The organism is Streptomyces sp. NPDC005775, assembly GCF_042871565.1.
Classification (GTDB): domain Bacteria; phylum Actinomycetota; class Actinomycetes; order Streptomycetales; family Streptomycetaceae; genus Streptomyces.
Window position 1 is genome coordinate 226,677 of sequence record NZ_JBIAIU010000014.1, and the last position, 18,968, is coordinate 245,644.

Sequence of the window (18,968 nt, forward strand, 5' to 3'; positions counted from 1 at the left end):
ATAGTCAACCGGGGTCCTTTTCGTGATCATTTGAGATGACGGGAGCGGAGAGTGGGCGGTTCCTGCGCATGGCCGTTGCGCCCCCGAGCACAGGCGTCTTCCCCGGACCGTCGGGTGGAGCGAGCCGAGTGCGCTAAGGGCTGTCCCGTAAATGATCTCTGACTGGCTTCGGGCATGGTGTGCTGCTGTGCGGCGGGTGGTCTATCCGGCGAGGGCGAGGTTGTGCATCCGTGCGATGCCGAGCATGGCGTGGTGGACGCTGTCGCCTTTGAGGCGGCAGTCGCGGAGGATCTTCCAGGTCTTCATGCGGGCGAAGACGTGCTCGACGCGGGCGCGGACCTGTTTGTGGGACTTGTTGTGAGCCTGCTTCCAGCCGGGCAGCTCCTCGCCCTTGCGGCGTCGGTCCGGTTGTCAGCGCCACCGGGCATTCACGACCGCCGCCCGGATTGCACTAGACCAATCCTCCAGGTGTCTTCCGTCGGACTCTTCCGATAGAAGACATTTGGCTGGATTGGTTCACACAGCGCCAGGTAAACGTCTCCCTTACTAAGGAGGACTTTCTCGCGAAACACGGTGCCCCGATTCCTGCGCGCCCGAATTACCCGAAAGGTGAGTTCATAGTCTCCTGGCGACAATCCAACGAACATGGGGCGCTTGAAGGTAGTGCCGCTCATCTCGCAAAGCGCCTCCCCTCCCCGCTCAATCGTGACGATCGACCATTTGAGTGTCATGCTACGAAAATTGTCTCGCATCGCACAGTGAAAGAGCAGCCCTGACTTCCCGCGCCTCCTTGTATACCAGAGAAGGAGGCGAACGGACGTAGGTATTTTTGAACCGCTCTCGGTTCTAATTACCCGAAGCGGCTGCTCTTTCATAATTTTCGACTCCCTCGAATTCATTTAATCGCGATCCTGGTTGAGTATTGGTGAGCTTATGCCCAAGCCGGTAGCAAGTGTGGAGCCAGCGTCGGCGACTTTGCCGCCCACCTTCGTCGCTCCACAGATGATCGAAGTGCTGAACAGGATTTGCGTTCCACTGATCTCGGGTGGACGACCCCGAATGCCCTTAGTCAGGTGATCTTGACCGTTTGTCAGGTGACTTTGACCGAGCAGAGCAGGTTCGGGTACGACTCGACTTAAGTGGGGAGCAAGGACGCAGCATCGTGATCCGGCCGCTCGACTATTCGCACAGCAAGCTCAGCAGGATGGCGCACAGGTGGGTGAGCCTGCCAGGACATCGAAGCCGTACCCGAAGGTAGCGAGCCCCGCAACGGCCGTAGCCAGTGTGACCGCGCTGCGCCATCGGCCCCGCAGAGCGGCGAAAACAGCCAGGCCGGCAGCGATCCCTCCGAACGCCAGGACCGGCAGGCCCAGCCAGAGCACGTCCGGGTTGGTCTCACCCTCGAAACCGCCGGACAGGCCCCGCCGGCCGTGCGGGAGCCAGACCGCGAAACCCGCCATCGCGCCGAGCACCGCTGTCATGCACCCCGCGGCACCGGTAACGGCTCTACGTCGGATCGTCTGTTCAGTTCTCATACCGGAGAGACGCATCGCCGTGGCTCCGGAGTTCCACTACGAGGCGTCAGGCACTGATTTCTCGCGTGCACCTTCCTGTCTCGCTAGTCGGACCCGGACCGTCTGGCAGTACCAACCCGTCCCGGCGTTGTCGGGGCTGCTTACCGCTCGGCCCGGCATCCCCCGAACCAAACTGCCCCCAGCCTCAACCGGATTACTACGACAACCCGGCGGTGAAGGTCTCTCACCTCACTCGATTCCATGGCGCCTCGTGGCGCACCGACCCGTTACGACAAACGGGCCCACGTCTTCCACGGCACAGTCACGGTTGCCGCCATCCGACTCTGGGTCAAACCATGAACCGACGGTGCGCCGCCAAGGCGGCGATGGCCGGTCAGCAATCGGGCCGAGCCGCGGAGCGATAGACGTGCTCTTGACCATTCTTGTCTTCGAATTCGACAATGAATGACAAGCCCATCTCCTTCAGGGCTGCGAGAAGGACAGCGACGCGGTCGGGGTCTACGAACCCGCTGAACGTCACAGGATTGAACGGCATCAGTTCAAGCTCAGCGAAGCTAGTCTCAACCTCGAACTCGGTCCAGCTCGACCGGCGGACCGCCCAGCCGGCGGAGTAGAACATCTCTGCCACGCGTTGAGCGTTGGCTGTTGTTGGGAGGGATCCACATATGTTGTTGCCGTGTTCAGCCTGTACCTGAGCAGCGGCATCGAGACGTGGCCCGCCTGTTCCGCCAGAGGTGAAGTTCACCCTGGACGGTATCAAGCAGATGTTTCCCGCCGGTGATCCGCCGGACAGAACCTAACGCCCCGCACGCGTCGAGGGCCTGGTCCAGACAGACGGCGGTGTGACGGGGAACCGGCCGCTCGGCACGCTCAAAGCGACCGAGATGGGTCCGGTCGATCAACGCCAACCTGGCAAGGTGCTGCTGGGAAAGGCGACGCGAGATGCGGGCCTCCCGCAGTTCATGACCCCACCGGTGCCATGGCCCAGCCTCGGGAGTCAGCTGATTCGGCTGCTGCCCCATACGACCGCCCCCTTCTCATGGACCCCCTTTCTGAAGGTGCTCCTGAAGCCTTGCCACGGCCTCAATGGGGCCAGCGGAGCCAGGATCCGGGGCCCCATGCCAGGCCTTCCGGCAAGGCCCGCCGACGGCTTTGATCGGTGATGCGAGCTGTGCACACCGTATCCGAACGCCCTTTCAAGGGACCTGACTTGGAGGTGGAGAGGTGCACGAACGAGCGAATTGCGCCACCCATCACCTGCTCGAACCGTCCGAGTCCGAGCCGAGCCGTTACACCAGCGACCACGCGTCACGAACCCTCTGCACCGAGAACACCCCACCCGGCCGGCCACAGTACGAGGCCCTCGCGAAGGCGGCGCTGACCTGGAAACGGGGTGACGTCACCACCCCACCGCCGGCGGACCTCGCCCAGCACGCCCTCCAGCTCACCGGGTACGCCCGCCTCCTGCTTCGGCACACCACCGCAGCCCTGCACAGCCTGCCGCCCGGACACGAGGCCGTGACCCTTGGCACGCTCACATGCCAGGAAGCCATCCGACAGCTCAACGCCGCCCGCCGACGCGACGCGCTCACACACACCCAGGCCCGAGCCCGCCTCGTCCAGGCCCTCCACACAGCCCTCGACCGCGCCGAACAGGCCACAGAAGCCTCACCAGCGGCCGAGCGATAGAAGCACCCGCGGACCGCCCACAAAACAGTCCGCGGCACGGGGCCCTGCCAGCCCTCCCGGTACGACCCCGTCACCCGAGCAACGCCAACCGGCGGCGCTCCCGCACGGCCCGACACACCGGCCGACGAAGCAGTCTCTGCGGTGCAGCAGAGCTGCCTCGTGCGAGCGCTGCGGCTGGTTCTTCCACGACTCGAGGGCCCATGCCTTCCGTCGGTCCAGCTCCTCCTGGTCTTCCAGCTCGCGCACCATCGGGTCCGCACACCGTAGCTCCCACGCCAGGTAGTCCCGGGGCGCACACCATTTCTCCAGGCTGGATATCGCAGGGGTGAAGGCATCGCCGAAGGGTGATGCGCATCACATAGGCACTCCATGTTCTACCTTGCCCACGGTAATCAAACCGGACCGCATGATTCCGAATCGTGCCGGGTGGATCCCCGAGAGCACCTTTTCAGGCCTCCTGGCGCAAGGCGCCCGGTGGAGGGTTAAGGGAGTTGTGGCCCTTATGTGCGACTGACGCCCGGGCTCGCACCCTGCAAGGGGTTGCGCACTGTCACCGAATTGGTTCAGGCAATGAAGTGCCAAACCTATCCATACGCGTCATTCCTGCAGCTCAGGAACGTGTCGGCAAGGTCAGTTCCCTTGACGTGGAGAGGTCGCCTGATCTTCACTGACGCTCGCCTTGTGGCGATCGTGTGACCTTTTAGGGGTGGGGGCTGTGGAGATGTCGGTTCGGCGTGTTCGAAGACGGGCGACGTGGAGCGTCGTGGGCGCAGTCATGCTGTCGCTCTTTGCCCTGCCGCAACCGACCGCTCAGGCTGCTCCACGGGCCGCTGACACCGCCGATTCCGCGGAAGGTCAGCAGGCGTTGGCTCAGGCGGCGGCGTCGGGTAGCCGGGTGGAGGTGGTGGGGGAGCGTTCGGAGCGGGGGACGGTGTTCGCGAACCCGGACGGAGCCACCTTCACGCTTGAGCACTCTGTCATCCCCGTGCGTGTCGCGAAGGCTGACGGCGGATGGCAGGCACCGGACCCGACCCTTGTGCGGCGGGAGGACGGATCGGTCGGTCCCAAAGCCGCATCCATAGATGTGGCCTTCTCCCGCGGTGGTCGTGATCCGCTGGCTACGATTTCTGATCAGGGCCGTCGCCTGACCGTCGAATGGCCCGAAACGCTTCCCGAGCCTCAACTCGACGGCCCGAGCGCTCTCTACCCCGAGGTGATGGCCGGTGTCGACCTGAAAGTCACCGCGACGGTGGAGAGCTTCCAGCAAGTGCTGGTGGTCAAGACTCCCGAAGCGGCCGCTGACCCGGAACTGAAGAAGCTCACGTTCGGGCTGACGACACAGGGCCTGAGCGTAAGGCAGGGGGCGGCGGGAAACCTCGCCGCTGTAGACGGCAACGGCAATACCGTCTTCCGGGCGCCGCCGGCCCAGATGTGGGACTCCGCAGGTGCGGCGCCCACTACGGAACCTCAGGCCAGGGCAGCCGCCGAAGACAAGCCGCTCGGCGAGAGCGATGCGGAGCCGGGGGATGCGTCAGAGGCGGACTCCTCGGGGACGGGCCTGGCGCCGGGGCAGGGGGACAACGTCGGCGACGTCGATGTCCAACTGGACGAGGGCACCATGGCGATCGTTCCGGACAGCGCCATGCTGGAGGGAACGGACGCGGCGGCATTCCCCCTGTTCATCGACCCGAAGGTGACCTGGGGAGAATCGGAGACGACCCTTCTGCGCTCCGACGGTTACGAGTCGTACGGCTGGGGCAACGGGAGCGACGGCCAGGGCATGGGGGCCGGGAAGTGCGGTACCTGGAACAACTACTACTGCGGTCCTGGGTATACGCAGCGCCTGTACTTCGAGTTCTCTCCGGCAAATCTCAAGGGCAAGAAAATACTGGATGCGACGTTCCGTGTGACGGAGCCCTGGGCGTTCCAGTGCAGCCCTCGCACAGTCGATCTGGTGCGGACGAACAACATTTCCTCCGCCACGACGTGGTCCTCCCGTCCCAAGGAACTGGACTGGATGGTGGACCGGTATGTGTCGGCGGGGCGTGGGTCGCTGTGTGACCCCGACTCGCCCCAGGCGGCGATCGAGTTCAACGACAGCTCGGAAGAACCGAATGAGAATTTGACACCGACCGTGAAGGCTTTCGCGGCCGGCAGTTTCTCACGGTTGACACTGGAGATCAGGGCGCACGACGAGTCCGACGCCTCGGCGTGGAAGCGGTTCAAGAATGATGCGGTCCTTGCGGTGGACTTCGTCGGACTTCCGGCCAAGCCGACTGGCATTGGGATCATCACCGGCTCCGGCACAGTCTGCGAGAAGAGCGCGTCCGACCCGTCAGTGGTCTCAGATCCCGAGCCGTCGCTGACAGCTACTACGCAAACGGCCGCCGGCGGCGAGAGCGAAGCCCAGCTGCGCATCTACTTCGACGTCGACCGGCGGAACGCTGACGGATCCTGGTCCGATGTAGATCCGGGGAACGGATCGGAGAGACCCTCTACCGGATACGTGGGCGACGGAAGGAAAGTGACGCTTGCCTGGTCAGCTCTGAGTGACGGCACGTTGTACCGCTACCAGGCGTGGACGTGGTCGTACTCCGGAGCAGCCCACCTGTCCAGCACCGCGTCGGGATTCTGCTACTTCAAGATCGACCACACAGCCCCGAAGGCGCCGTCAGTCACGTTCGGGACGACCTACAGCCCCTGTACGGCCCAGGCATGCGTTCCGGCCGGTGGTCCCGGAGTGAAGGACACCTTCTCGTTCGGACCAGGTACGGGGGACGTCAACGCCGCATACACGTACCGGCTGTCATCGGACACCGCATGGTCCTCCGACCTCGTCGGCACGACAGCCAAGAAGGACATCACGCCGCAGCACTCGGGGACGTACCAGCTACAGGTGCGTGCCAAGGATTCGCTCGGACGGTGGGGCGCGACGCGCGTGACCGATTTCGTCGTCGCCGTGGGAGAAGGCCCGGTAGGGCGGTGGCATTTCGACGAGGCGTCGGGAGCCGCCAAGGACTCCGCCGAGGCGGGGACGGCCCGTCATGACGCCGTCCTGAACGGTGGTGCGGTGCGCGACAACCGCGGGCGCAGAGGCGAGCTCACTCGCGACTCCGCCGGCCAGCCGCTCGCGGAGCCCGTGACGGACAAGGGGCTCGCGCTGAACGGTAGTACTGGGTACGCGGCGACGAGCGGGCCCGCCCTGGAGACGCGGGCTTCGTACACCGTGTCGGCCTGGGTGAAGCTCGACGATGGCTCGCAAAACCGTACGTTCGTCAGTCAGGACGGGGCGCACCGCAGCCCCTTCTACCTCGGTTATCAGTTGGACGTAAAAAAGTGGACGTTCCGGGCTGTTAACGCGGATGCGGCGCCGGGGTCCACCTGGTCCTATCAGCGAGTGGTATCCGACAATTCTGCAGCGCTCAAGGTCTGGACGCACCTGACCGGTGTCTTCGACGCCGAGGCCAAGGCGCTCTCCTTCTATGTCAACGGCCGTCTTCAAGGGGCACCCGTTGCCTACACGACGGCGTGGGCGGGGCAGGGGCCGGTACAGATCGGACGGACGAAGTATTCCGACACGTACACCGACTACGTAGCCGGGTCCGTGGACGAGGTCACGCTGTGGCAGCGAGCCCTCCCCGGCGAGGAGATCGCCGAAGAGTCGAAGCTCCTGACAAGTGGAGGGTTCGCAGGAGCGGAGCTGGTGGCGGAATGGACTCCCGACCATCCCACGGTCACACCAGGCCGTGACACCGCAGCGGATTACGGGCGTGACCTGACCCTGTCGGGTGGCGCTTCTGTGGACGGTGCGGAGATCGTGCTGGACGGTGTGGACGACGCAGCCACCACACCGGGCCCTCTCGTCGATGACACCGGGTCGTTCACAGTGACGACGCTCGTGACCCTGGACGAAGCCAAGCTTGCCGCGCAGCCGGTTGGTTATGTCGGCCAGGTGCTCGGGCAGCGGACGGCAAGCGGGTCCGCCTGGGGCCTTTGGTACCAGGTCACGAATCACCGGACCGTTCTGGACGAGGAGACATTCGAAGAGCGGAACGTCCCCGTTGGCTTCTGGAAGTTCGGCCGACTGAACGCGGATGGCTCCTTCACCGCTGTGGCGTCCGACGAGGAAGCCTCCCTGGGCAGCCCGGTGCGACTTACCGGCATCTTTGATGCCCAGGACGCGACGATCGCGTTGCGTGTTGGGGACCAGAGTCCTGAGGCAGCCCCCATGGCTTTCACTGCGAACTCTGGTTCCGGGGACTTCGCCATCGGAAAGGGAGTCAGTTCCGGCACCTGGCGGCACTTCCTTCCGGCCCGTATCGCCGAGGTCCGTGTCTGGGCTGGGGCCATGGTCGGTGAGGCCCAGTTGGCCTCGGTAGTAGGTAGCTGAGGCAGGCAGTCACGGGGCTATGGCGGCGCGGGTGCGTGGCGCCGCCATAGCCCAGGGGCTCGTTCAGTGGCCCTGATTCATCTTGATCGCATTTTCGGCATGACATTCGGGTGGGGATGGGCAAACCATGGCTTTTGGCATAGGCACCTCAAGCAGATGGCGGCGGGTGGCGCGGCGTCGGGACAGCCGACTACTGGTTTCGGCACTGGCGCTGGCTGTCCTTGTTCCCGCAGGTCTGAGTCCGGTGGCGTCCGCCCAGGAGTCAGGTCTCGGACGTCCGGATCTCCCGGAGCAACGCGTCAGCAAGGTGGAGAAGGTGACGGGGCTGGGGGCCAAGGCCGCCCGTGACCGGGTGGCGAAAGACCGGAAGACCAATGCTGCCCAAGCCAAGGAGGCCCAGGCGCAGCAGCGGGTCAGTTGGCCCAAGGGCGGAGCGGCGACGGGCCGTATTGCCTCCGGCGCCAGCACAGAGCTGAGCCCCGGTGGCCTGCCCGTCACGCTGTCCCGGCCCATAACGAAGGGGCGCGCAGATGTGTCTGCCGGCGGCGGGTCGGCCGTTGACGCACGGGTGGAGGTCCTCGACCGGGCAGCAACCGATCGGCTGGGTATCACCGGCGTTGTCCTGACAGCTGTCGCAGAGTCCGCAGGTCAGTCCGAGGTGTCCGTCGACTACAGCCGCTTCGCCTCCGCGGTGGGCGGTGGCTGGGCAGGACGGCTCCGTCTCGTTCAGTTGCCGGCATGCGCACTGAGCACCCCTGAGAAGCCGAGCTGCCGCAAGCAGACCCCACTCGACTCGCACAACGACTTCGGCAAGCACACCGTGTCCGCACCGGTCGCACTGCCAGGCGCAAAGCCCACAGCGGCCCCGCTCATGGCCGCGAATTCCGCAACGGCAACCGTTCTGGCATTGACCGCCACGGCCGCAGGTTCCGGCGCATCACCCAAGGGCGCCGGCGACTACACGGCGACGAAGCTCTCGGAGTCCTCATCCTGGCAGGCGGGTGGCAGCTCCGGCTCCTTCATCTGGTCCTACGGATTCACGCTGCCCCCGGCGGCTGCGGGCCCCGCGCCTTCGCTGGGACTGTCCTACGACTCGGGCAGCATCGACGGACGAACCGCGACGACGAACAATCAGGGGACCTCGGTAGGCGAGGGCTTCTCGGTGACCGAGTCCTACATTGAGCGGTCCTACGGCAGTTGTGACGACGACGGACACGAGGACGTCTTCGACCGCTGCTGGAAGTACGACAACGCCAACCTCGTCCTGAACGGCAAATCGACACGGCTGGTCAAGGACGACACCACCGGCAAGTGGCGACTGCAGGGGGACGACGCCTCCCAGGTCACCAGATCCACTGGTGCGGCAAACGGGGACAACGACGGTGAGTATTGGACCGTCGTCACGGGCGACGGAACGAAGTACGTCTTCGGCCAGAACAAGCTCGACGGCGCGGACAGCGAGCGCACGAACTCCACATGGACCGTGCCGGTCTACGGCGACGACACGGGCGAACCCGGGTACAGCAACGGCTCCGCGTTCGCAGACCGGTCAGTCGACCAGGCGTGGCGTTGGAACCTCGACTACGTGGTGGACACCCACGACAACGCGGCCACCTACTGGTACACCGCCGAGTCCAACTACTACAAGAAGAACAAGGCCACCAAAGCCGATACGCGGTACACACCTGGCGGGTATCTCACCGAGATCAAGTACGGCCTGCGCAAGGGCGCCCTCTTCACCGACAATGCCGACGGCCGCGTCACGTTCGACTACGCCGGGCGCTGTACCTCGTCCACGGCTGATTGCTCCAGCCTCACCAAGGACACCTCCGAGCACTGGCCGGACGTGCCCTTCGACGCCATCTGCGCCAAGGACAGCACCGACTGCAACGGAACCTCGGCGACGTTCTTCTCCCGCAAGAGACTGACCGGCATCAACACCCAATCCTGGTCGGCCGCGACCAGTACCTACGTACCCGTGGACTCCTGGGACTTCCTCCAGGAGTACAAGGACGGCGGAGACATCGGGGACACCTCCGACCAGGTCCTCACTCTCAAGTCGATCACCCGCACCGGCAGGACCGGCACGGCCATCACGCTCAAGCCGGTCACCTTCACCTACCAAATGCGGGAAAACCGGGTCGATGCGACCGACGACATCCTGCCGCTGACTCGGCCGCGTATCTCGACGATCATCTCCGAGACCGGCGCCATCACCGAAGTGACGCTCTCCAAGGAAGAGGAGTGCCTCCGCAGCGAGGTTCTGGGAGCCGCGCAGGACACCAATACCCGTCCCTGCTATCCGCAGTACTGGAACATCAACGGCGCGAGCGAAGCCTCGGTCGACTGGTTCCACAAATACCGCGTACTCGCCGTCTCCGCCGCTGACCCCAGCGGGAAGAACGAGATGGTCGAGCACGAGTACGTGTACAGCGGAGCGGCCTGGCACTACAACGACGAGCCACTCACCCCCGAGGACGAACGAACCTGGTCCGACTGGCGCGGCTACCGACAGGTCACCGTCTACAGCGGCGCCAAGAGCACTACCCGCTCCAAGACCGTCTCCCTGTACTTGCAGGGTATGGACGGGGACAAGAGGAAGAGCGGAACTCCAACGTCCGTCACGGTTGCCGCGCTGGCCTCTCCGGCGCTCGGAATCGCGGCCATCCAGGATAGTGACCAGTTCGCAGGCCAGTTGCGGCAAAGCGTCACATACGACGGCGCCACCGCCATCTCCGCGAAAATGACCGATCCCTGGTCCTCGGAAACCGCCCGTCAGAGCGTCCCCAGTGCGGGCGACCGCATTGCCCGCTACGTTCGCACCCGAGCGACGACGAACTACACCTACCTCACCAGCACAAAGAAGTGGCTTTCCACCGGAAACGCGAACTCCTTCGACGCCTACGGCATGACACAGGCCACATCCGACTACGGAGACATGGACAAGGGCGGTGACGAAACCTGTACCCGCACCTGGTACGCACGCAATGATGCAGCCGGACTGACCTCCCTGGTTTCCCGTGTCCGTACGGTGACGAAGAGCTGCGGCATCAAGGAAGACGCCCTCGCTCTTCCGGCGAACACTGCCGCCCGCGGGGACGTAGTCTCCGACGCGGCCACCGTCTACGACAGCGCCACGGCGACCGGCTGGAGTGCTACCCAGCAGCCGGCGAAGGGCGAGGCCACCTGGATAGGCAGGGCGACCGGCTACCCGGCTGCGATGGTCAGCAACGAGCGCCCCCCGACCGGTTGGCAGCGGGTCGCCGGCACTACGTACGACACTCTCGGCCGTCCCAAGGCTGTCACCAACGCCGAGGGCAAGACGGCCACGACCGCCTACACCCCCACTGACGCCGGACCGCTCACCAAAACAGTGGCCACCAATGCCAAGGGTCACAACGCGGTTACCTTCATCGACCCGCGACGTGGGCTGGCCGAACGAATCTACGACGCGAACCTGAAGAAGACCGAGCAGGCATACGACGCCCTCGGCCGGGTGACCGAGGTCTGGCAGCCAAACCGCATCCGCGGCACCCAGGACCCCAACCTGAAGTTCACCTACAGCCTCAGCAACACCACTACCTCCTCCGTTGCCACCTCGACCCTCAAGGGCGACGGAACCTCGTACAACACCAGCTACACCGTCTACGACGCCCTGCTGCGCCCCCTGCAAACCCAGTCTCCGACACCGCTCGGCGGGCGGCTCCTCACCGATACCCGGTACGACACCCGAGGGCTGGCGGACCAGACGTACGCTGACATCTTCGACAAGATCAGCACACCGGACGGCGCGTACACCAGGGCCGAGTACGGCGAAGCCCCGAAGCAGACCAAGACCGTGTTCGACGGGGCCGAGCGGGCGACCTCCAGCACTCTGTTGGTCTTCGGCGTCGACAAGTGGACCACCAGCACCAGTTACACCGGCGACTCGACCGCGTCCACGTCAGTGGACGGCGGCAACGCGACCCGTACGATCACCGATGCGAGAGGCCGCACGGTCGAGACCCGGACCTACGCCGGTGAGAAGCCGGACGACACCGCGTTTGGGGCCACGCTCGGAACCCCGTACACGTCGACCAAAACCGCCTACACCAACGACGGACTGCAGACTTCGGTAACCGGTCCGGACCAGGCGAAGTGGACCTACACTTACGACCTCTTCGGCCGCCAGGTCAGCACGAACGACCCGGACAAGGGCACCTCGGTCACCGCATACGACGCGCTCGACCGGGCGGTAAAGGCCACCGATTCACGAGGCCAGACACTCCTGACGTCGTATGACGAACTGGGCCGGGTCCAGGGAACATGGTCCGGCACGAAGACCGACGCTAACCAGCTCACCGGCCGCGTCTACGACACCGTCGCCAAGGGGCAGCTGACCTCCTCCACCCGCTACGTCGGCGGACTGAGTGGGCAGGCATACACGAAGGCCGTCACCGCATACGACAGCATGGGCCAAGCCACAGCCTCGCAACTCACCCTCCCCCATGACGACCCGCTCGTCGGCGCCGGCGTCCCGGCCACGCTCGAGTTCTCCACCGACTTCGGCATCGACGGGGCCGTGCAAACCACCCGCGAGCCCGCGGTTGCCGGACTCGAAAAGGAACCGGTCGAGTACAAGTACAACAGCGTCGGCCAGATGACGTCCTCGGCCGGCTACACCGACTACCTCCTCGGCGCGAGCTACTCCGCCACCAGTCAGACGGAGCAGCTGACCCTTGGCATCGGCGGCCCCGAAGGAAAGAACGCTTACATCAGCAACACGTACGAAGAGGGCACCGGCCGACTGACGGGCACACACGTCACCGACCAGACCCACTCGTACATGCTGCAGGAACTCAAGTTCACCCAGGACGACGCCGGGAACGTCACCTCGATCTTCGACGGAACCACCGCCGGAGGCACCGCGGAGCCGGACTACCAGTGCTTCGACTACGACGGCTATCTCCGCCTGACCGAGGCCTGGACACCCAAGACCGCTGACTGTTCCGCCACCGGGCGCACCACGGCGAACATCGACGGACAGGCTCCCTACTGGACCAGCTACACCTACAACACCGCCGGCCAGCGCACCACTGAGACCAACCACACCACGGCCGGCAACACCACCACCAGCACCACCTACGGCACCGCGACCGGCCAGCCCCACCCCGTCACCAGCACCACGGGTGCGAAGACCAACACATACACGTACGACACCGCCGGCAACACCCGCACCCGCCCCGGAACCCAGGGCACCCAGACCCTGACCTGGAACGCCGAAGGAAAACTCGCCACCACCACGGAACCGGCCGCCGGATCCAAGCCCGCGCTCAAGACGGACTACCTCTACGACTCCGACGGTGAACTCCTCATCCGCCGTGCCACTGGAAACGGCGATACCGTCCTCTACCTCGGTGCCACCGAGGTCCGCCTGACCACTACGGGCACCGCCAAGACTGTCACCGGTACCCGCTACTACAGTGCCGCCGGCCAGGCCATCGCCGTACGCACCGCAACCCTCGGCACAGCTGGCAGCGAACTCGCCTTCCTCGCCGCCGACCACCACGGCACCAGCAGCCTCGCTATCGACTCCATCACCCAGGCCATCACCCGCCGCTACAGCACCCCCTTCGGCTCACCCCGCGGAACCGAACCCACCACCTGGCCCGACGACAAAGCCTTCCTCGGTAAGCCGGCCGACAAATCCACCGGCCTCACCCACATCGGCGCCCGCGAATACGACCCAGGAATCGGCCAATTCATCAGTGTCGATCCCATCCTCGCCCCCGAGAACCACCAGTCACTCAACGGGTACAGCTACGCCGACAACACCCCCGTCACAGCATCCGACCCCACCGGGCTGATGCGGCGCCATGACAGCAGCGGCGGCGCCGACCCCGGAAGCGACAACTGCTACGCCGGCAACATGTCCGCCAGCTGTGACGGCATCGGCGGCAACAACATGGGAACGAGTAGTGACTCAGGGGGCAGCGATGGATCAGGCACAACAACCTCCGCTACAACTGGTGGAGGTTCCGGATCCGGAACCTATCTGACCTACATAGCTGGAGCGAAGAATATCCCCGTCTGCTTTGTGTGCCTTATCGGCGCCGCGCCGGTGGTCGGCCCCCTGACGCCGAGGGTAGGTATGCAGAACTTCTGCGCGAGCGACCCAATCAACCCGGCCTGCAACCCTGAGGACGCTGTTTTGGGTGGTGGCAGTGATGGATTCAGAGAGTTGGCCGCTAAGTGGTTGCTGGGTGCTCTGCCGCCGAGCGGGCGCTACGGCGAGGATAGTGAGATAGCCAGGGAACTAATGATGACCGACGAGACCGCCAGGCAACGAGATGTGATTAGTTCGAGGTACTACAACGAGGGCATCGTTACGGATAAGATTGCAAAAAGCATCTCTAACGATGGAATCTTTAGTCAATTGAGGAAGGATGTTAAGCCGCTGGTGACAGGGGATCACAACTTGGCCACCGTTGGCCTTGGGTCCTACACGACCGAGTATGAGGTTCTGCGGGCGAGCCCGAAGGGTTTGCAGGTTCGGATGACCGTAAAGAATAACATGACGATATCCTCGTTCCTGCGGCCTGCGCTGGGTTATGAAACCTCTCGTGCGAGATTCGTTGAACGTGGCTGGGATCAGAATGGGTATCAGAACCAATTTGGTAAGGCGTATGGAATGGAAGTGACGTTTCGGACGGTGATATATAGACACGGGTACCGCGGGCTCGGAGGTTGACCGACGGGGCTTTAGGGTGATGCTGGGGCACTTATCGGGGGCCTGGCTTGTTAAGAGCCGGCGAACTCGTAGGGCGCACCAACGTTGTCAGCCTGAACAGCCCGGCTTCGCGGCATCGGCGCCGACGTCGTCACCGCCAGACGAAGGCGGTCCTGAGGTGAGCGCAAGAAGCCGATGCCCCTGCGCTCACCGCGAATTAGAGCCGTCGCCGACGTATATCCTGCCGAGCAGACACTGAAACAACTGAAGTATCTTGGGGGTGGGATGTGAACCGACCGTTGTTCGGCCTGGCATGCGCGCTGATCCTGGTGGCGTCAGCGTCTGCGACCGGCTGCTCCGGCAGCAGCCCGAAGTCCTCATGCCCGGGGGCGGGTGAACGGCCCGAAGGACTCAGTACGCGGGACGTGCTTGGCGCCTACTCGAGCTCTGTCGGAACCTTGACCCTCGACAGTGACGGGACGTTCACGACGGTCGGGTGGCCCACAGACCTGGAGGGCGCCACCGGCAACCCACAGAACAGGACTGGCAGCGGAACCTGGAAGCTGACCGCCGCCAACGACCCGGACCGGTCTGTCTCCTTCGCCTTTCACACGATCAGCGGCTACTGGGACAGCGATGTTCGTGGCGGAAACTACGGGGACGGACTCATGGTCAGCGGCAGCCGAGGGAATCCACGTTTCTACGCGTTCGTTGGCGACCCCGACAACTGCGACCTCGTCACCTTCGCACGCGAAAGCTGAGCTTGACTCTGTCGGGGATCTTGGTGTCGTCTGCTCAGTCTCGGGCGGACCGCCAAGACCTCGGCCGAGGAACCCCGTGTTCGTCCAGGTAGTTCTGGAAGGCGGTCGGCGGCCGTGAAGGGGGTGCTTCTCCTGTCGGCGGCCGTCGGCTGAGGCGCTCGATGTTTGCGGCGATGGCTGTGAACACGTGCTGTAGGTGGGCTTTCCGCTGTCCCCGATAGCGGCAGCGGCGCATGCCGTGTCCGTGAGCGAGCTCGTTGATGGTGCCTTCCACTCCGGAGCGGACCGCATAGCGGGCCTGCCAGGCGGGTGTCTGTTGCTCGGCGCGGACGCGGAGTTGCAGGTCACGGAGTTCTCGCGGGGGAAAGCCCACGGTCCGGGCGCTGTCGGTGGTGGTCGTGCAGCGGGCGCGGACCGGGAAGGGGCGGCACTGGCTCTTGGTAAACCGCGCCACGATCAGAGGTGCCGCGGTAGGTGAGGAGGTCGGGTAGGGGCCGTGCCATCCCGCGCTGGTCTCGCCCTGCGGACAGGTGACCTGGTGGCGGTGTCGGCGTACACGTGAACGCGGCTCTGGCAAGATTTTCGTAGGCGGAGATCATCGCGGTGCCACGGTATGCCGGCCCGTATAGCGTCGGCGAAGGTGGGCGATCAGGACGACGCGTTGGCGGAGAAGAGAGACGCCGGCACGTCCGGCCATGATCCGTTTCTGCAGCTTGACATCGGTGATGCGGCCTTCGTTGACTCCGGAGTTGTAAGGGGTCGTGATTTCCCTGGGCGACGGCATGTCGGTCTTCGTGCAGGGCTCGGGCGAGGCCGGTGAGAGGAGCGAGTCCGCTCTGTGCGAGGTCACTCAGTCAGCCCGGCAGGGGTGCCGCGTCCTGGTCGTCGACCATGGTGGCCAAGCGGCGGACCAGGTCGTGGGTGAGCTTGAGTTCAGGGCAGTGTTCGAGGAGCCGGGGCAGGCGCTCGTTGATGTGCGGGCTGCGGTGGTGCGGGCGGGTGGTGATCCAGCGGGCCGCTTCGCGAGGTGAGGGTGGGCGCTCGCGTGGCTCGTCGATGGGCAGGCCGCGGCGGAGCGGTGCGACGGCCATCTTCACGCGCTGATAGTGACCGAGGTAGCCCTTGGTCTGCAGCTCTTCGTGCAGGATCTTCGCGCTGTGTTGTCCTTCGTCCCAGCGTTGTCGCAGGTAGTCGAGGTAGGGGTCCAGCGTGGAGGGTTTGCGGGGCGGCCGGCGCATTACTTCCTGCCAGGTGCGGGCACGGGCGTACTTGCCGACTGTGCGGCGGTCCAAGCCGAGCTCGCGGGCCACGGAGCTGTGGCTCCGGCCGGTGCGGGTCAGGGTTTGGACCGCCTCGAACAGACTCTGGGCATGGCGCCCGGCCCTGCTGCTCGCTGCGGCGTTCTCGGTGGTCTCCTCGGTCGGCGGGCGATCATCCTCGCTGACCGGTGGCAGGGCTGCGGGCAGGCAGCTGCGGTGAGCAGAGGCGATGTCCTGAACTCGGCGGGACAGGCCCTGCCATAGGTGAAAGCGGTCGCTGACCTGCACGGCTTCCGGGGCACCGGCTGTGATGCCCTGCCGGTAGGTGAGGGAGCCGTCGCGGCAGGCGACCTCGATGCCCGGGTGTTCACGGAGCCAGCGGCCGAGCTGTTCCGCGTCACGTCCTTCCCAGAGGGTGAGTGGAAGCCGGGTGGTGGCGTCGACGAGGAGGGTGCCGTAGGTGCCGCCGTGAAGAGCGAAGTCGTCGACCCCCAGGACCCGGGGCGTGACCAGTGGTGGCAGCGACACCCGCATCAACTGGGACAAGACGGCGACCCTCGAGAGCCTGATATTCAAGATCCGAAGCATCCGGGATCCGCCGCGGCCGGCCAGCACCACGCCGATGTCCTCCACCAGGCGCTGCAGTCGTGGTGTCCGCCGCTGGTAGCGCACGGTCAGGCCCGGTACTTGCTCGGCGAAGGTCGTCTTCGGGCAGGTCGTGTTCTCGCAGTACAGGCGGCGTACGGACAGGTCGATACGCAGAGGGCGGCCTGCGAGCGTGACGTCGACGAGGCGCCGCGCGTAGCGGCTGTGGCACCACTCGCTGAGCTGACCACATTCCGTGCAGCCCGCTGGTTCACCGGATCTCGTGCGGGCGCGGACCGCCACCACCGCATCGGAAACCTCAACCGAGACCACCTGTACATCGGACAACTGCGGTAACAAGCTTGCCAGTTCAACAGAGCACAGTCACAGGCTGCCCACCTGCGGACCGGCATACCGTGGCACCGCGATGATCTCCGCCTACGAAAATCTTGCCAGAGCCGCGTTCACGTGTACGCCGACACGTCAACCGTACTGAAGGGTATGACCAGGCGTCGGCTTTGGGTAGCGACGATCCTCCGACGCGATCCTGCGGCAGCGACTGCTACAGCCAGACCGAGGCGGAGCCGCGCCAGACCGGCCCGGCCCAGCCGCCGGCTCCGCAGCTGTCCGCTACTGCACCGGGTTCGGCCCGATCTCCGGAATTCAGGGCCGGGCCCGGGCCGGCGTGGGGACACTGGGGATGCCGATGGGCGTCAGGGGGACTGATGGGTTACACCGCTGTGCATCCGGTCTGGGGTCGGCTGGACGCGTCGTTGGACGATCTGGGGTGCGGCCGTACCTGGGCGGAGGTCCACCGGGCCAAGGGGCTGGGGCTGGCGTGCCCGGAGTGTGGCGGGAAGGTCTTTGCCCGGACCTCCCAGCACGGCCTGCGCCACTTCTACCACCAGGTGCGGCCGTTGGACTGCGAGCTGGCGAACGAGTCGCAGGAGCATCATCTCCTCAAACTGGAGCTGGCCATGGCCGCCCGCGCCGCCGGGTGGCGGGCGGAGCTGGAGGTGAGCAGTGAGCTGCGGGACTGGCGGGCCGACGTGCTGGTCTTCGATGAACAGGGCCGGCCCGTCGTGGCGCTGGAGGCCCAGCTGTCCCCGATGACGCCGGACGAGGCGCGGATGCGCACGGACCGCTACGCGCGCGACGGGGTGGCGGTGTGCTGGGTCGGCCTGCAGGACCGACCCTGGGCGCGCGCCGTGCCCGCGCTCAGGGTCCGCGCTCCAGCCGGGAGAGGTGAATCCTGGACGGTGCGGCACGGGCTGGCCCGCTACACCTGGTCGCCCCGCACGGCGAAAGGGAAAGCGAAGTGGGAGCACATCACCTGCCCGCTCGGCGACGCCCTCGCATGGATCCTCCAAGGGGAGGTGCGCGTCCACACAGCAGTGAACGGCACGGTCTGGTGGACGGCGCCCGCCTACGAGGAACGGGCGCTGGCCCGTGCCCGGATGGAGGCCGAAGCCGCCGACCAGGAGGCCGCCGCGAAGTACCGCCGTGCAGAGACCGCGGCCGCGGATCGGCGCCGCCTGGCCGCCGAGCGGCGGGCACTGGACCGTCAGGCCGATCTGGAGGAGCGGCAGGCCGAGATGGAGCGGCTGACGGGGTTCTTCCGGCGCACCGGCTTCGACCTCACGGCCTGGGACACCTTCACCCAGCTGATCCGCTCCGCCTCCGGTAAAGCGATCGTGTACGGGGAAGAGAGCGGCCGCTACGGCAACGGCCTCCTGGTCCACGCCCGGACACTGGGGGCAGAGGGCGGATACGCCCTGGCCGGCGTGGTCTGCCCCGACCCCGCAGCGCTCACCCGGTGGCCGGAGAAGCTCACCATCCTGGTCCCCGACCACACCTGGCTCGCCCGACTCCGGGCCACCGCCCGGGTGCCGCTGCGGGTCGCGGTACTGGATCCCCGCACGGGGCGCAGCATGTTCGAACGCATCCACCCAGTGCTGGATCCGATCGCCGGAGTCAGGCCGACCCGGTGAGCCCACCATTCCTCGTGCCTGAACCGGCCGACCGACACCGGCGTCACGT

10 protein-coding genes and 1 pseudogene are annotated in these 18,968 nt (G+C 65.6%); 5 read left to right on the plus strand and 6 right to left on the minus strand.

What is annotated here, in order from left to right; translation table 11 throughout:
• Positions 1-201: 201 nt before the first annotated feature.
• From ACFYPA_RS29390 to ACFYPA_RS29405, 4 genes and pseudogenes are all read right to left on the minus strand, one after another.
• Positions 202-408, minus strand: a pseudogene (locus tag ACFYPA_RS29390) (transposase); the annotation flags it as partial.
• 788 nt (positions 409-1,196) lie between these two features.
• The gene (locus tag ACFYPA_RS29395; protein WP_389135249.1) at positions 1,197-1,535 is read right to left on the minus strand and encodes a hypothetical protein; all 339 of its coding nucleotides are present in this window, start codon (positions 1,533-1,535) and stop codon (positions 1,197-1,199) included.
• A gap of 373 nt (positions 1,536-1,908) precedes the next feature.
• Positions 1,909-2,163 carry a hypothetical protein gene (locus tag ACFYPA_RS29400; protein WP_389135252.1) on the minus strand — a complete coding sequence of 85 codons (255 nt, stop codon included), beginning with the start codon at positions 2,161-2,163 and terminating at the stop codon, positions 1,909-1,911.
• A gap of 52 nt (positions 2,164-2,215) precedes the next feature.
• Positions 2,216-2,557 carry a helix-turn-helix domain-containing protein gene (locus tag ACFYPA_RS29405; RefSeq protein WP_389135255.1) on the minus strand — a complete coding sequence of 114 codons (342 nt, stop codon included), beginning with the start codon at positions 2,555-2,557 and terminating at the stop codon, positions 2,216-2,218.
• Positions 2,558-2,759: 202 nt separating this feature from the next.
• On the opposite strand from ACFYPA_RS29405, the gene ACFYPA_RS29410 reads away from it, so the two are divergent.
• The 4 genes from ACFYPA_RS29410 (at position 2,760) to ACFYPA_RS29425 (ending at position 15,084) form a co-directional block, all read left to right on the plus strand.
• The gene (locus tag ACFYPA_RS29410; protein WP_389135258.1) at positions 2,760-3,224 is read left to right on the plus strand and encodes a hypothetical protein; all 465 of its coding nucleotides are present in this window, start codon (positions 2,760-2,762) and stop codon (positions 3,222-3,224) included.
• A 775-nt stretch (positions 3,225-3,999) separates the two neighbouring features.
• On the plus strand, positions 4,000-7,614 hold the full coding sequence (locus ACFYPA_RS29415; RefSeq protein ID WP_389135313.1) for a LamG domain-containing protein: 3,615 nt from the start codon (positions 4,000-4,002) through the stop codon (positions 7,612-7,614).
• Between the two features lie 127 nt (positions 7,615-7,741).
• Positions 7,742-14,344, plus strand: a complete 6,603-nt coding sequence (locus tag ACFYPA_RS29420) for an RHS repeat domain-containing protein (RefSeq protein ID WP_389135261.1) — start codon at positions 7,742-7,744, stop codon at positions 14,342-14,344.
• Positions 14,345-14,781: 437 nt separating this feature from the next.
• Entirely contained in the window at positions 14,782-15,084 is a 303-nt protein-coding gene (locus tag ACFYPA_RS29425) for a hypothetical protein (protein WP_359319874.1), read from the plus strand.
• A 34-nt stretch (positions 15,085-15,118) separates the two neighbouring features.
• Here the strand turns inward: ACFYPA_RS29425 and ACFYPA_RS29430 are convergent, their stop codons facing one another.
• The gene (locus ACFYPA_RS29430; protein ID WP_389135264.1) at positions 15,119-15,661 is read right to left on the minus strand and encodes a transposase; all 543 of its coding nucleotides are present in this window, start codon (positions 15,659-15,661) and stop codon (positions 15,119-15,121) included.
• A 277-nt stretch (positions 15,662-15,938) separates the two neighbouring features.
• The gene (locus tag ACFYPA_RS29435; protein WP_389135266.1) at positions 15,939-17,261 is read right to left on the minus strand and encodes an ISL3 family transposase; all 1,323 of its coding nucleotides are present in this window, start codon (positions 17,259-17,261) and stop codon (positions 15,939-15,941) included.
• 392 nt (positions 17,262-17,653) lie between these two features.
• On the opposite strand from ACFYPA_RS29435, the gene ACFYPA_RS29440 reads away from it, so the two are divergent.
• The gene (locus ACFYPA_RS29440; RefSeq protein ID WP_389135269.1) at positions 17,654-18,919 is read left to right on the plus strand and encodes a competence protein CoiA; all 1,266 of its coding nucleotides are present in this window, start codon (positions 17,654-17,656) and stop codon (positions 18,917-18,919) included.
• The last annotated feature ends 49 nt before the right edge of the window (positions 18,920-18,968 follow it).

Bases quoted from the DNA above. Each gene is read 5' to 3' on its own strand.
- ACFYPA_RS29405 (WP_389135255.1), bottom strand. From the start codon at position 2,557: ATGGGGCAGCAGCCGAATCAGCTGACTCCCGAGGCTGGGCCATGGCAC.
- ACFYPA_RS29440 (WP_389135269.1), top strand. From the start codon at position 17,654: ATGGGTTACACCGCTGTGCATCCGGTCTGGGGTCGGCTGGACGCGTCG.
- ACFYPA_RS29420 (WP_389135261.1), top strand. From the start codon at position 7,742: ATGGCTTTTGGCATAGGCACCTCAAGCAGATGGCGGCGGGTGGCGCGG.
- ACFYPA_RS29415 (WP_389135313.1), top strand. From the start codon at position 4,000: ATGCTGTCGCTCTTTGCCCTGCCGCAACCGACCGCTCAGGCTGCTCCA.
- ACFYPA_RS29395 (WP_389135249.1), bottom strand. From the start codon at position 1,535: ATGAGAACTGAACAGACGATCCGACGTAGAGCCGTTACCGGTGCCGCG.